The sequence below is a fragment of the Alteriqipengyuania lutimaris genome, assembly GCF_003363135.1.
GTDB lineage: Bacteria > Pseudomonadota > Alphaproteobacteria > Sphingomonadales > Sphingomonadaceae > Alteriqipengyuania > Alteriqipengyuania lutimaris.
This window is the reverse complement of the sequence record NZ_QRBB01000001.1, coordinates 2557878-2571963: the sequence shown is the minus strand read 5'-3', so window position 1 is coordinate 2571963 and position 14086 is coordinate 2557878. Positions and strand designations below refer to the sequence as shown.

The 14086-nt window shown below is 65.9% G+C and carries 14 protein-coding genes, 1 tRNA gene and 1 other RNA gene; 12 read left to right on the top strand and 4 right to left on the bottom strand.

The genetic code is table 11. The annotated features are described in order from the left end of the window. Positions 1-5: 5 nt before the first annotated feature. Entirely contained in the window at positions 6-284 is a 279-nt protein-coding gene (locus DL238_RS12390; RefSeq protein WP_115492543.1) for an ETC complex I subunit, read from the top strand. A gap of 35 nt (positions 285-319) precedes the next feature. Next, positions 320-414: signal recognition particle sRNA small type (gene ffs, locus DL238_RS12385), an RNA gene on the top strand. Here ffs and DL238_RS12380 read toward each other — a convergent pair. Beyond that, the gene (locus DL238_RS12380; protein ID WP_234031064.1) at positions 414-902 is read right to left on the bottom strand and encodes a DUF4188 domain-containing protein; all 489 of its coding nucleotides are present in this window, start codon (positions 900-902) and stop codon (positions 414-416) included. The two genes, ffs and DL238_RS12380, sit on opposite strands and share 1 nt — an antisense overlap. A gap of 86 nt (positions 903-988) precedes the next feature. On the opposite strand from DL238_RS12380, the gene DL238_RS12375 reads away from it, so the two are divergent. The 4 genes from DL238_RS12375 to DL238_RS12360 all read left to right on the top strand — a co-directional run bounded on the left by DL238_RS12375 (position 989) and on the right by DL238_RS12360 (position 6459). Further along, positions 989-2794, top strand: a complete 1806-nt coding sequence (locus tag DL238_RS12375; protein ID WP_115492542.1) for a DNA polymerase III subunit gamma/tau — start codon at positions 989-991, stop codon at positions 2792-2794. Beyond that, the gene (locus DL238_RS12370) at positions 2791-3132 is read left to right on the top strand and encodes a YbaB/EbfC family nucleoid-associated protein (protein WP_115492912.1); all 342 of its coding nucleotides are present in this window, start codon (positions 2791-2793) and stop codon (positions 3130-3132) included. The genes DL238_RS12375 and DL238_RS12370 overlap by 4 nt, the downstream gene beginning before the upstream one ends. A 457-nt stretch (positions 3133-3589) precedes the next feature. Beyond that, positions 3590-5986, top strand: coding sequence for an endopeptidase La (gene lon, locus DL238_RS12365; protein WP_115492541.1), 2397 nt, complete (start codon positions 3590-3592; stop codon positions 5984-5986). 200 nt (positions 5987-6186) lie between these two features. Beyond that, the gene (locus DL238_RS12360) at positions 6187-6459 is read left to right on the top strand and encodes an HU family DNA-binding protein (protein WP_115492540.1); all 273 of its coding nucleotides are present in this window, start codon (positions 6187-6189) and stop codon (positions 6457-6459) included. A 118-nt stretch (positions 6460-6577) separates the two neighbouring features. Here DL238_RS12360 and rlmB read toward each other — a convergent pair whose 3' ends face one another. Then, positions 6578-7372: a 23S rRNA (guanosine(2251)-2'-O)-methyltransferase RlmB gene (gene rlmB, locus DL238_RS12355; RefSeq protein ID WP_115492539.1), complete on the bottom strand. Its 795-nt coding sequence runs from the start codon at positions 7370-7372 to the stop codon at positions 6578-6580. A gap of 128 nt (positions 7373-7500) precedes the next feature. On the opposite strand from rlmB, the gene DL238_RS12350 reads away from it, so the two are divergent. The 3 genes from DL238_RS12350 (at position 7501) to DL238_RS12340 (ending at position 9617) form a co-directional block, all read left to right on the top strand. Beyond that, positions 7501-7586, top strand: a tRNA-Tyr gene (locus DL238_RS12350). 87 nt (positions 7587-7673) lie between these two features. After that, positions 7674-8819: a beta-ketoacyl-ACP synthase III gene (locus DL238_RS12345; protein ID WP_115492538.1), complete on the top strand. Its 1146-nt coding sequence runs from the start codon at positions 7674-7676 to the stop codon at positions 8817-8819. Positions 8820-8879: 60 nt separating this feature from the next. Then, on the top strand, positions 8880-9617 hold the full coding sequence (locus DL238_RS12340; RefSeq protein WP_115492537.1) for a phosphatidylserine decarboxylase: 738 nt from the start codon (positions 8880-8882) through the stop codon (positions 9615-9617). Between the two features lie 9 nt (positions 9618-9626). On the opposite strand, the gene DL238_RS12335 is transcribed toward DL238_RS12340, so the two are convergent. Then, a complete protein-coding gene (locus DL238_RS12335) occupies positions 9627-9875 on the bottom strand; it encodes a hypothetical protein (protein WP_115492536.1) in 249 nt (82 codons plus the stop codon). A 338-nt stretch (positions 9876-10213) separates the two neighbouring features. Between DL238_RS12335 and rpsB the strand changes: the two genes are divergently transcribed. From rpsB to DL238_RS12320, 3 genes are all read left to right on the top strand, one after another. After that, positions 10214-10969: a 30S ribosomal protein S2 gene (rpsB, locus tag DL238_RS12330; RefSeq protein WP_115492535.1), complete on the top strand. Its 756-nt coding sequence runs from the start codon at positions 10214-10216 to the stop codon at positions 10967-10969. 95 nt (positions 10970-11064) lie between these two features. Further along, positions 11065-11991: a translation elongation factor Ts gene (gene tsf / locus DL238_RS12325; protein ID WP_115492534.1), complete on the top strand. Its 927-nt coding sequence runs from the start codon at positions 11065-11067 to the stop codon at positions 11989-11991. 108 nt (positions 11992-12099) lie between these two features. Further along, positions 12100-13125, top strand: coding sequence for an oxidoreductase (locus DL238_RS12320; protein ID WP_115492533.1), 1026 nt, complete (start codon positions 12100-12102; stop codon positions 13123-13125). On the opposite strand, the gene DL238_RS12315 is transcribed toward DL238_RS12320, so the two are convergent. Next, a complete protein-coding gene (locus DL238_RS12315) occupies positions 13126-13989 on the bottom strand; it encodes a metallophosphoesterase (RefSeq protein ID WP_234031063.1) in 864 nt (287 codons plus the stop codon). Between the last annotated feature and the right edge of the window lie 97 nt (positions 13990-14086).

Genomic DNA, 14086 nt, shown 5'->3' with positions numbered 1-14086 from the left:
GCGCCATGGCAGCCAGAATCTACCAACGTCCCAAGAGCGCGATGCAGTCCGGCAAGGCACGGACCGATGAGTGGGTGCTCGAGTTCGAGCAGTCCGAGGCGCGCCGCGCCGATCCGCTGATGGGCTGGACCGGCAGCGGCGACACGCAGGTGCAGGTGCAGCTGACCTTCCCCAGCAAGGACGAGGCGAAGGCCTATGCCGAGAAATACGGCATCCCCGCGCGCGTCCACACGACTCCACCCAAGAAGCTCAAGCTGCAGGCCTACGCGGATAATTTTCGCTGATATTGATTTCCGCGTCGAGCGGAGACATATGGGCAGCGGGAGTCGGGTGGACGTTTGCGTTCGCTCACCGGGTCAGGTCCGGAAGGAAGCAGCCCAGGTGAATTGCGGCGGGTCGCTCGGCTCCTTTTCCTATTCTGCGGTAGCTTTCATGCGCGAGCGCGCCTCGTTGCGCGATCCGCTCGCGTCTCGCAGTCCCGCGACCTTGCCCAGGCCCCATTCGGGCATGTTGGCGTAGACCGTCTCGTAGCGTCCGCCATCGACGGCATAGGTCTCGTGGAAAATTCCGACCGTGCCATCGCTGCCGACCCGCTTGTTGAAGGCGACCCATGCGGGCCAGTGCTGCTGGTCGCGCGAGCGGGCGTAGGCCTCCAGACTGTCGAAATCGCGCCAGTATTGCAGCAGGCAGACCTGGCGCAGGCCCGCGAGCAGGTTTTGCGAACCGAGGAACCCGCTTTCGGGGTTGCTGGCGAGCTCCTCCAGCATCGGCGGCATGGCCCGCATCACGGGGAGCCATTGGCCGATCTTGTGGAAATGGTTGATCCGCATCCCGATGACGAACACCACCAGCGGGCCGGAAAATGCAGCGGTCTTGCGTCCGGCGATAACACCCATGGCCATGTTCCCCTGAAAGCCAGTAGGTTGCGGATTGAAACCTAAAAGTCAAGCTTCGACAAAGCGGGCTGCCGCGCCTAGATTGATGTCTCATGTCCGATTCCGATCTTCCCGATAGCGATACCGAAGCGCCCTCCGCCGCCGAACTCGAGGCCGCGGGGCAAAACGCGATGTTCGGGGACGCCGAGCCGAAGCCGCAGCCTTCCGCTCCAGCACCCGCAACCTCACCCGCGCCAGCAGCCGACCCGGCGCAGCCCTACCGCGTGCTCGCGCGCAAATATCGGCCGCAGACCTTCAGCCAGCTCATCGGTCAGGAGCCGATGGTCCAGACGCTGGCCAATGCGATCCGGCGCGACCGGCTGGCGCATGCCTTCCTGATGACCGGCGTGCGCGGGGTCGGGAAGACCTCCACCGCGCGGCTGATCGCCAAGGCGCTGAACTGCATCGGGCCCGATGGCGAGGGCGGGCCGACGATCGATCCCTGCGGCGTGTGCGAGCCTTGCCGCGCGATCGCGGAGGGGCGCCATATCGACGTGATCGAGATGGACGCGGCCAGCCATACCGGCGTCGACGACGTGCGCGAGATCATCGAGGCGGTGCGTTACGCCGCGGTCAGCGCGCGCTACAAGATCTACATCATCGACGAAGTCCACATGCTGTCTCGCAATGCTTTCAATGCCTTGCTCAAGACACTTGAGGAACCGCCTGCCCATGTGAAGTTCCTCTTCGCGACCACCGAGGTCGACAAGCTGCCGGTCACGGTGCTCAGCCGTACGCAACGCTTCGACCTGCGCCGCATCCCGACCGAGCGGCTGGCCCAGCATTTCGCATGGGTGTGCGAACAGGAAGGCGTCGAGGCCGAGGACGAGGCGCTGGCGCTGGTCGCGGCGGCGGCCGAAGGATCGGTCCGCGACGGTCTGTCGATCCTCGACCAGGCGATTGCGCATGCCGATCTGGACGAAGGCGCCGAGGGCGGCAGCATGGTCACCGCCGCGCGGGTGCGCGACATGCTGGGCTTGGCAGAAGCGGGGGCGCAGCGCCGCCTGCTCGGCTGCATCCTGGAGGGCGAGCCCAAGGCGATGCTCGACGCGGTGGCGGACCAGTATGCGCTGGGCGTCGAACCGCTCGCGCTGGTCCGTTCGCTGATGGAGATCGTCCACCGGATCACCGTGATGCAGATCGGCGGGGCGATGCCCGACCTCGCCGGAGAGGAAGAGCGCGGCGCGCTGTCCGACTGGGCCGAGCGGCTGACGCCGGGCCAGCTGCACCGGTTATGGCAGCTGCTCCTGAAAGGCTACGACGAGGTCAAGACCGCGCCCGATCCGCTGGTTTCCGCGCAGATGGCGCTGCTGCGGCTGATCCACGCCGCCGATGCGCCGGACCCCGGATCGCTGGTCAAGCGGCTGGAGGAGCTGGCGAAGGATATGCCCGCCGCCTCGGCCGAGACCGGCTCCGCCGCGCCTGCTCCCGGACCGACGGCCAGTGCGCCGGCCCGCTCCGCGCCCGCCGATTTCGCCGCGCTCGTCGAGAAAGTGGAGGATGCGGGCGAATATATCGCGGCCAGCATCATGCGCCTGCAGATGCGGGTCGTCGCGCTCGAAGATGGCGCGATCACCTTCGCGCGCGCTCCCGAATTCACCGACAAGATCGAGGCCGAGCTGCGCAGCGCGCTGGGCAAGGCGACCGGCCGCGCGTGGGTCCTGACCGAGGTGTCCGACCCCGCAGCGCCGCCGAGCATGGCCGAGGCCGCGCAGGCCGAGGCCGCAGCTGCGCGCCGGGCCGTGGAAGATCACCCGCTGATGCAGGCGGCGCGCGCCGCCTTCCCCCAGGCGGAACTGCTCGACGAAAAGGAGCGGGCCGCCAGTGCCAACCCCCGCCAATGGAGCAAGCAAGCATGAAATCGATGGAAGAGATGATGGCCGCCGCGCAGCAGGCCGCCGAGACGATCCAGAACCAGATGGGCGAGATGCAGACCAAGCTCGACGCGATCGAGGTCGAAGGCACCGCGGGCGGCGGCCTCGTCACCGTGAAGTGCTCCGCGCGCGGCCGGATCATGGGCGTCAATATCGATGAGAGCCTGATGAAGCCCGAAGAAAAGCAGATGGTCGAGGATCTCGTCACCGCCGCGTTCAACGATGCGCGCGGCAAGGCGGATCGCGTTTCGAACGAGGAAATGCAGAAGATTCAGGGCAGTATGGGCCTGCCCCCCGGCTTCAACCTGCCCGGCATGGGCTGAAGGGCGCCCCGAACAGGGTGTAACCCCGATCGGGCGGAGCGCGCGGGTATCCTGCGTGCCGAGGGTGACGCGGGTGACACGTGTCACCCACGTGTCACCCTGAATTTTGCGTTACCCCACAAGGGTTTGGCATGCTTTGGGTGACAGATTCGCATTTTTGCGCGCGATTTTTCTAACGCGATTTCTTTAACGCGCCGGGCCGCAATCGGCGTGGCATACCTCCCGCGCGCGACCACGGGTTTTTCGGCGTTTCGAGCGACAATGAGAAGGAGCCGGGGAGAAGGCTACCGGCGCGGTTCGCTGTAGGAAAGCCCGAAGGCGGAGCGAGCAGCCCTGCGGTCCCCCACCGGGGCGCATCCACAGCTCGCCGCTGCCTGCCATTGCAGGCGCCCGGGGTTCGACCCATATTCTGGCTCAAGGACGGGCGCGCGACCAATCCGTGCGCTAAAAGATACATATGACTCAACGTTATCCCCTGCTTCCCCTGCGCGACATCGTGGTGTTCCCCGGCATGGTCGTGCCGATCTTCGTCGGGCGCGAAAAGTCCGTCGCCGCGCTCGAAGCGGCGATGGAAGGCGACAAGGACGTGTTCCTGCTCGCCCAGCTCGATCCATCCTGCGACGAGCCCGATGGTTCGGACCTCTACGATGTCGGCGTGGTCGCGCAGGTCCTCCAGATGCTCAAGATGCCCGACGGCACGGTCCGCGTGCTGGTCGAGGGCGCGAGCCGCGCGCATCTGACCGCGCTGCATGATGAGGGCGACCTGACCATCGCGGAAGTGCGCGCCGTCGAGCAGATGACCGTCTCGGGCAGCGAGGTCACCGCGCTGATGCGTTCGGTGGTCGAGCAGTTCGCCGAATATTCCGCGCTGTCCAAGAAGAACGAAGGCGCGGCCGAAGAGCTGAGCGATGTCGACGATGCGGGCGCGCTGGCCGACGCCGTGTCCGCCGCGCTCAACATCAAGGTGACCGACAAGCAGGCCCTGCTGACCGAGCCCGATCCGCGCAAGCGGCTCGAAATGCTGCTCAACTTCATGGAAGGCGAGCTGTCGGTGCTGCAGGTGGAGCGCCGGATCCGCGGCCGCGTGAAGCGGCAGATGGAGAAGACGCAGCGCGAATATTACCTCAACGAACAGCTCAAGGCGATCCAAACCGAGCTGGGCGGTTCGGGCGAGGGCGGCGAGGGCGACGAAATCGCCGAGCTGCAGGAAAAGATCGAGAAGCTCGAACTGTCGGAAGAGGCGCGCGCGAAGGCCGAAAGCGAGCTCAAGAAGCTCAAGGCGATGCAGCCGATGAGCGCCGAAGCCACCGTCATCCGCAACTATCTCGACGTGCTGCTCGACCTGCCATGGGGCGAGGAGAGCGAGCTCAACCGCGATATCGAGGCGGCGCAGACCATCCTCGACGACGATCACTACGCGCTCGAGAAGGTGAAGGAGCGGATCATCGAATATCTCGCGGTGCAGGCGCGGACCAACAAGCTGAAGGGGCCGATCCTGTGCCTCGTCGGCCCTCCGGGCGTCGGCAAGACCAGCCTCGGCAAGTCGATCGCGCGCGCGACGGGCCGCGCATTCGTGCGCCAGTCATTAGGCGGCGTGCGCGACGAATCCGAAATTCGCGGCCATCGCCGCACCTATATCGGCTCGATGCCGGGCAAGATCGTCAAGAACCTGACCAAGGCGGGCACCACCAATCCGCTCTTCCTGCTCGACGAGATCGACAAGCTGGGCCAGGATTTCCGGGGCGATCCCGCCTCGGCGCTGCTCGAAGTGCTCGACCCCGAACAGAACGCACGTTTCCAGGACCACTATCTGGAGGTCGATTTCGACCTGTCGGACATCATGTTCGTGTGCACCGCCAACACGCTCGACCTGCCGCAGCCGCTGCTCGACCGGATGGAGATCATCCGGCTGGAAGGCTATACCGAGGACGAGAAGGTGGAGATCGCCAGGTCCCACCTCCTGCCCAAGCAGATTGCCGACCACGGGCTGGAGGAAGGCGAGTTCTCGCTTTCCGACGACGCGCTGCGCGACCTGATCCGCTATTACACGCGCGAGGCCGGGGTGCGCACGCTGGAGCGCGAGATCGCCAAGCTGGCGCGCAAGAGCTTGCGCAAGATCCTCGAAAAGCAGGCCACCAGCGTCGAGATCACGCCCGAAAACCTCGGCGAGTTCGCCGGGGTGCGCAAGCACAAGCATGGTCTGGCGGAAAAGGAAGCGCAGATCGGTGCCGTCACCGGGCTCGCGTGGACGCAGGTGGGCGGCGAACTGCTGACCATCGAAAGCGTCACCACGCCGGGCAAGGGCGAGATCAAGACGACCGGCAAGCTGGGCGAGGTGATGAACGAAAGCGTCGCCGCCGCCTTCAGCTTCGTGAAGGCGAGGGCGCCCGCCTACGGCATCAAGCCGTCGATCTTCCGCCGCAAGAACATCCACATCCACCTGCCCGAAGGCGCGGTGCCCAAGGACGGGCCGAGTGCGGGTGTCGGCATGGTGACCTCCATCGTCTCGACGCTGGCGGGCGTGCCCGTCCGGCCCGATATCGCGATGACGGGCGAGGTCACGCTACGGGGCCGCGTGCTCGCGATCGGCGGGCTGAAGGAAAAGCTGCTGGCTGCACGGCGCGGCGGTATTCCCAAGGTGCTGATCCCCGAAGAGAACGTGAAGGACCTGGCCGACATTCCCGACCGGATCACGGAAGGGGTCGAGATCGTGCCGGTGAGCCATGTCGACGAAGTGCTCGCGCATGCGCTCGTCCGGGTGCCCGAGGCCATCGAATGGACCGAGGCGGACGATCTCGCGAGCCAGCCGGTCGCCGGTCCGCCCTACGCGGAGAGCGGCCAGACCACTCATTGATGTCCGATGCGTTCTCGAGATGTTCCCGTAATGGGCCGGGTTTTTCCACAAGGTTAATGCATATCAAGGAAGAAATCCCTCAATTCCGCGCTTTTCTGCAAGAATGCCTTTGACAGACTCGTGACGAAGGTTTCAGGTGGGGTCATTCGCATCACGCGGATCACCACATTTTAAAGTCTGGGACTGAGGGGTTTTTCCTAATGAACAAGAATGAACTGATCGGCACCGTTGCCGAATCCTGCGGCCTTTCCAAGAACGACGCTTCGAACGCCGTGGAAGGCGTGTTCGACGCGATCCAGAAGGCCCTCGCCGGTGGCGAAGAGGTTCGGCTCGTCGGTTTCGGCACGTTCTCGGTTGCCAAGCGCAAGGCTTCGACCGGGCGCAACCCGCGCACCGGCGAACCGATGGAAATCAAGGCTTCCAACCAGCCCAAGTTCAAGGCTGGCAAGGGCCTCAAGGATGCCGTGAACTAAGGCCTTCGCGGGTCTTCGCGCCCCGCTTCGGCGGGGCGCCGATACAGAAAAAGCCCCGTCGAGTGGTGGATCGACGGGGCTTTTTTGTGTCTTTGGCAGATGTGCGCGCGCGGGGCGATCAGCCCTCGCGCGTCGCCAGCGCGTAGAGCGCGATCGCTGCGGCGTTCGATACGTTGAGGCTTTCGATCCGGTCCGAAATCGGCAGCTTCGCCAGCGCGTCGCAATGGCCCGCGATATTGTGCCGCAGGCCTGCACCCTCGGCCCCCATGACGATTGCGATCGGCCCGGTGGGCATGGCCTGCGCCAGCGTCATTTCGGCCTCGCCCGCCATTCCGATTCGCCAGAACCCGTGCGCGGTCAGATCGTCGAGCGCGCGGGCGAGATTGACGACCCGCACCCACGGCACGCTCTCGAGCGCGCCCGAGGCGGACTTGGCCACCACGCCGCTTTCGGGCGGGGAGTGCCGGTCCTGCGTCACGATGGCGGCAGCATCGAAGGCCGCGGCGGAACGCAGGATCGCGCCGACATTATGCGGGTCGGTCACCTGGTCGAGCACGACGACCGGCCGGCCGGGCGCAGCCTGGATCGCTTCGATCAGGTCGCGTTCCTCCAGCGCCGCGCATTCGAGGACGAGCCCCTGATGCGGCGCGTCGCGCGCCACCAGCCGGTCGAGATCGCCGGTATCGGCATATTCGATCGGGAAATCGGGCGGCAGTTCGCCGTCGAGCGATTCGATCCCCTCGCGCGTCGCCCAAAGCTTGCGATGCTTGCGCTCCGGATTCAGGAGCGCGGCCTCGACCGCGTGGCGGCCCCACAGCCGCACCTGACCCGTACTTGCGCGCCCGCTGCCGCGTCCGCCCTTCATTCGCCCCGCACGACCGCGCAGGGGCTTCTTTCTTTCCGGTTTTGCCATGGCAGCCGCCCTGCCAGCACGGCCATTGACAGGCAAGCACAGGTTCTTCAAAGGGGCGCACCTCGGCAATCGGTCGCCCCGGAACGGGCGCTCCGTTTCTTGCATTGCTCCAAGCAAACCGACCCTGTGGACAGGTGGCCGAGTGGTTAAAGGCAGCAGACTGTAAATCTGCCCGCGCAAGCGTACGCTGGTTCGAATCCAGCCCTGTCCACCATTTCTCATCCGATGAACGCGATCGAGCCGGAACACCAAGCCATCCGGCTTGCCGCGCATGGCGCGCTTGGCTAGTCCCATTCCCACAATGAGTGCGCACGATACACCCCGGGCGGGACGGCCCGTCATCTCCGCCACCGGCCTATTCACGCCGGCGGACAGCATCAGCAACGAAGAGCTGGTGGAAAGCTTCAACGCCTATGTCGACCGGCACAATGCCGAGCATGCCGACGCGATCGAGGCGGGCGAGGTCGAGCCGCTGGTGCACAGTTCGGTCGAATTCATCGAGAAGGCGAGCGGGATCAAGGCGCGCCACGTCATCAACAAGCCGCCGCTGATCGATCCTGCGATCATGGAACCGCGCCACGAGCCGCGCGGGAACGACGATCTTTCCATGATGGCCGAGATCGGAGTCGCCGCCGCGCGCGATGCGCTGGCGCGGGCGGAGCGAGAGGCGAGCGATGTCGACGCGGTGCTGTGCGCCGCATCGAACATGCAGCGCCCCTATCCGGCAATGGCGATCGAGATCCAGCAGGCGCTGGGCATCGACGGCTTCGCCTTCGACATGAACGTCGCGTGCTCCTCCGCTACCTTCGGCATCCAGACCGCAGCGGACTATATCCGCTCGGGCAATGCGAAGAGCGTGCTGGTCGTCAGCCCCGAAATCACCAGCGGGCATCTCAACTGGCGCGACCGCGACAGCCATTTCATCTTCGGCGACGTCGCGACCGCCGTGCTGGTCGAGGATGCCGAGATTGCGCCCCCGGGCCACTGGGACATTCTCGGCACGAAGCTGAAGACCGTCTTTTCCAACAATATCCGCAACAATTTCGGCTTCCTCAACCGCGCCGAGCCCGAGACCATGGGCAGCGACGACAAGCTGTTCGTCCAGGAAGGGCGCAAGGTCTTCAAGGAAGTGGTGCCGATGGTGGCGGAGATGATCGTGACCGAGGCGCAAGCCCTGTCGCTCGATCCCAAGGCGCTGCGGCGGCTCTGGCTGCACCAGGCCAATGCGGGGATGAACCGGCTGATCGCGCAGCGCGTGCTGGGCCACGAGGCGAACGAGGACGAAAGCCCGACTGTGCTCGACACCTACGGCAATACGTCGAGCGCGGGCTCGATCATCGCGTTCCACCTCCACCAAGACGATCTGGCGGCAGGCGATACCGGGCTGATCTGCAGCTTCGGCGCAGGCTATTCGGCAGGCGCGGTCTTCGTGCGGCGGGCGCAATGATGGTGGGCGCGATGACGAAACACACGATCCGTCGGGACCGCAGGGTGGAGGCGACACGCCGTGGCCGGTGAGATCATGGACAACAAGGGCGGGGGAGAGGCGCGTGCCGCGCTACCCTCGGTCCATCCCGAGGGGCGCAAATATGCGCTGATCTGCGCTGGCATCTCTCTCATCGCCGCGCTGCTGGCGTGGGAGACGATCGCGTGGCCGCTGGGCTTTCTCTCGCTGTGCATCCTCGCCTTCTTCCGCGATCCCGAGCGGGTGGTGCCGCGCGGGGAAAACCTGATCCTGTCGCCTGCCGACGGGACGGTGACGCAGATCGCGCAGGTCGATCCGCCGATCGAGTTCCAGGATGCCGATGGCGGCATGGGGCGCGGCCCCTTCACGCGGGTGTCGATCTATCTCAGCCTCTTCGACGTGCACATCAACCGCAGCCCCTGCGCGGGCACGATCGGCCGGATGAGCTACGTTCCGGGCAAGTTCGTGAATGCGGAGCTCGACAAGTCGAGCGAGGAGAACGAGCGGCAGCATCTGCTGATCGAGCGCGGCGACGGCGTGATCCTGGGCATCACGCAGATCGCCGGGCTGCTTGCGCGGCGGATCGTGCCGTTCGTGAAGCCGGGCGACATCGTCGCGGCGGGGCAACGGGTCGGGCTGATCCGTTTCGGCAGCCGGGTCGATCTCTATCTGCCGGCAGGGACCTCGCCCCAGGTGCTGATGGGCCAGCGGGTGATCGCGGGCGAAACCGTGATCGGCAGGCTGGGCGAAACGGTCGCGCTGGAAGGCCTCCAGCAGTAATCGGTGAAATCAGGCGGCGGCGCGGATGCCGCTCGCCGCGCGGTGACGGCGGCAGGCCGTACGCGGGGCAGGACGGGCGCTCGCCTTGCGCAGGCCGCGCGTGACAGCGCCGGGCCGGTTTCCAGCCGCGCGCACCGCGCACAATTCGGAGGCGAGCGCGCGGTAGGAATGCCAGCCGCGCAGCACGCTGTGGGCCACGGAAACCAGCGCGACGATCGCGCTCAGTGCGAGCAGGAACGTGATGGCAACTGCAATCATGGTCTTTCTCCGGCCTTCGTTCCCCACGGGGCCGGTGCAAAAGCGATGGACCGGCTGTGGAAAACATGCTGATAATGGGTCAGCGACTCACGATGTTCCGCTGATGAGCACCTTTGTTCCCTATTTGTTCCGGCCGGTCAAGGCCGAATTGGACCTGTCGTCGCGTCGGGGCGGGAAAATAGGGCTGGATTTTCGACGTCCAGCCCGCTAAGGGGCGCCCTCCCGCGAGGTGTTTTGCGGGAAAATCCACATGGAAGGCGCATCATACCGGTGCCTTTGGCGGGCCATCCGCCTCGGGTTCCTGCTTTCCAGAGGCTCAACCGGAAAGGAATTTACCTATGGCGGCTCCTACCGTCACGATGCAGCAATTGATCGAGGCCGGCGCACACTTCGGCCACCAGACCCACCGCTGGAACCCGCGCATGAAGCCGTACATCTTCGGCGCGCGCAACGGTGTCCACATCATCGACCTGTCGCAGACCGTGCCGCTGATGGCGCGTGCGCTCGATTTCGTCGCGGCGACCGCGCAGGGCGGCGGCAAGGTCCTGTTCGTCGGCACCAAGCGCCAGGCGCAGGAGCCGGTGGCCGAGGCCGCCCGCATGGCCGGCCAGCACTTTGTCAACCACCGCTGGCTGGGCGGCATGCTGACCAACTGGAAGACCATCAGTGGTTCGATCAAGCGTCTCAAGACGCTCGAGGAACAGCTTTCGGGCGACACCGGCGGACTGACCAAGAAGGAAGTGCTCAACCTGACGCGCGAGCGTGACAAGCTCGAGCTTTCGCTCGGCGGCATCCGCGACATGGGCGGCATTCCCGACGTCATGATCGTGATCGACGCCAACAAGGAAGACCTCGCGATCAAGGAAGCCAACGTGCTCGGCATTCCCGTCGTCGCGGTGCTCGATTCGAACACCGACCCGACCGGCATCGCCTTCCCCGTTCCCGGCAACGACGACGCGAGCCGCGCCGTGCGCCTGTACTGCGACGCCTTCAGCGAAGCAGCACGCAAGGACGCTTCGAACGATCCGGGCGTGGGCGAGATGGAAAACCCGCCCGCCGAGGCGGCCGCCGAGACTGCCGAAGCCAGCGCGTAACCGCCGCTTCACAATCGCTGACTAGCGCCCCGGTAGCGAACTGTCTCGCTTCCGGGGCCGCTCACCATATTCAAGACATTTCAAGGAACAGATCGATGGCTGCTTTTACCGCCGCTGATGTGAAGAAACTGCGCGAGAAGACCGGCGCGGGCATGATGGACGCCAAGAAGGCTCTCGAAGCCGCCGACGGCGACGTCGAAGCCGCGGTCGACGCGCTGCGGGCCAAGGGCCTCGCCACCGCGCAGAAGAAGTCCAGCCGCACCGCCGCCGAAGGCCTCGTCGGCGTGGCCGTGGAAGGCACCAGGGGTGTCGCGGTCGAAGTGAACTCGGAAACCGACTTCGTCGCCAAGAACGACCAGTTCCAGGATTTCGTGCGCAAGACCACGCAGGCCGCGCTTTCCGCAAGCAGCGACGATGTCGAAGCGCTCAAGGGCATGGCGCACCCCGATGGCGGCACGATCGGCGACAAGCTGACCGACAATGTCGCGACCATCGGCGAGAACCAGCAGGTCCGCCGGATGAAGACCGTCGCGGTCGAAAACGGCCTCGTCGTGCCTTACGTGCACAATGCCGTCTCGCCGAACCTCGGCAAGATCGGCGTGCTCGTCGCGCTCGAGAGCGAAGCCGACAAGGACGCGCTCGAAACGCTCGGCCGCCAGCTCGCGATGCACATCGCCGCCGCGTTCCCGCAGGCGCTCAATGCCGAAGGCCTCGACCCCGCATTGATCGAGCGCGAGCGTGCGATCGCGAAGGAAAAGGCAGCCGAGAGCGGCAAGCCCGAGAACGTGCAGGAAAAGATGGTCGAAGGCGCGATCGGCAAGTTCGCCAAGGAAAACGCGCTGCTCAGCCAGGTGTTCGTGATGGACAACAAGACCCCGATCGAACAGGTCGTGGCGCAGGCAGGCAAGGATGCCGGCAAGCCGATCGTCCTGAAGGACTATGTCCGTTTCCAGCTCGGCGAAGGGATCGAGAAGGAAGAAAGCGACTTCGCAGCCGAAGTCGCGGCAGCCGTGAAGGGCTGAGGCCTTTCTCCACTGCGCAAAATTCACGGCCGCCGGGTTCCTGCCCGGCGGCCGTTTTCGTTTCTGCTATGCTCCGCGCATGAACACGCCAGTACAGGGAAGCTTCGCATGACGCAGATCGGGGTCGGCCTCGTCGGGTATGGATTGAGCGGGCGCGTCTTCCATGCGCCCTTCGTGCAGGCGACCGAGGGGATGGGCTTGCGCGCGGTCGTCTCCAGTAAACCCGAACAGGTCCGGGAATCTCTGCCGGGCATGACGGTCGTGCCCTCGATCGAGGCTCTGCTGGCCGAGTCGGGCATCGACCTCGTGATTGTCGCCAGTCCCGACGATCTGCATGCCGAACACGCGATCGCCGCGCTGGAGGCGGGCAAGCACGTGCTGGTCGAGAAGCCCGTGGCGACCAGCCTTGCCGATGCGCAGCGGATGGAAGGCGCCGCCGCGCAGGCGGGGCGAATGCTTACGGTGTTCCACAACCGGCGCTGGGACGCCGATTTCCTCACCCTGCGGCGGGTGATCGGCGAAGGGCTGCTGGGCGACATCGTCCATTTCGAGAGCCACTTCGATCGCTGGAAACCCGATGTGCCGGAGCGCTGGAAGGATGCGCGCGAGGGCGGATCGTGGTTCGACCTCGGCCCGCATCTGGTCGATCAGGCGCTGTGCCTGTTCGGCATGCCCGAGGCGGTGACGCTCGACCTCGCGATCTTGCGGGCGGGCGGCCCCGCGCCCGACTGGTTCCACACGATCCTGCGCTATCCGACCCGCCGCGTCGTGCTGCATTCGAGCAAGCTGAGCGCGGACGACGGCCTGCGCTTCGCGGTGCACGGCACCGGCGGCAGCTGGATCAAGCACGGGGCCGATACGCAGGAACCCGCGATCATTGCCGGCGCGCAGCCGGGCGATGCGGAGCTGGGCCTCGACCCGATCCCGGGCATCTACACGCCCGCCGAGGATATCCATTCGCATGGCGAGGTGCCCAACGAGCGCGGCGATTATAGCGTGTTCTGGAATGCGCTCGCCTCCGCCCTGCGCGGCGAGGGCGCAAATCCCGTGCCGATCGGTGAGGCCATGGGCGCGATGCACGTGCTCGAAGCCGGGATGCAGAGCGCCCGGGAGGGCAGGACGGTCGAGCTTTAGCTATTCCTCGGTCGGCCTGAATTGGATCAGCCAGACCTCGGGCCGCGCGCCGAACCGCAGCGGGAGACCACTGGTGCCGAGCCCTGCGCCGACGATGGCGATGCCGTGCGGGTCGTCGGTGCGCCCGCATGCGTAGCGCTTGCCATAGCGCGACTGGGTGAAGACGATCCCGACCAGCGGCAATTGCACCTGTCCGCAATGGGTGTGGCCGGCGAGGATCACCGACCCTTCCGGCAAGTCGGGCAGCGGATCGGGACTGTGGCTGAGGAACACGGGTGCGCCGTCCAGCCGGTTCATCGCGGCCAGCGTTCCGGCGATATCGTCGTGCCCGGTATAGTCGTCGTCCAGCCCGCCGATGACCAGTGGCCCCGCCTTGGCGGCTTCGTTGGCGAGGATCGTGATACCGCGCTGCGCCAGTTGCGAGGCGAGGCCTTCCAGATCGAACCAGTGGTCGTGGTTGCCGGGCACGAAGAATGTGCCGAGAGGTGCGTCGAGGCCGCCCAGCGGCGCGACGATCTCCGCCGGTTCGTAAACGTGGGTGGCGAGCGTCTTGTCGCTCACCAGGTCGCCCGCGATCAGGACCGCGTCGGGCTGCAGCGCATTGATCTGCGCGACGATCCGCTCGAGCCGGGCGGGAGGCATGTCGGGCCCGGCGACATGGATGTCGGAGATGAGCGCGACGGTCACGGGTTCGCTGCCCGGTGCCATACCGGGCAGGGTCACGCTGGTGCGCCGGACCACCGGATCGGACATCGTATCGTGCCACGCCTTCCAGGCGACGAGCCCGCCCACCACCAGAATTGCGCCAAGGATGACGAGCGCGATTATCCGCGCGCGGCCGGTGGGGATGATCCGTCGAAGCACCGTTCACTGATGGTCGAAGCGCGGCAGGCAGACAAGCACGCGATCAAATGCCGTCCATGCCGTTGCCACTCGCATCCCCGCGCGTTAGGGCCAAGCG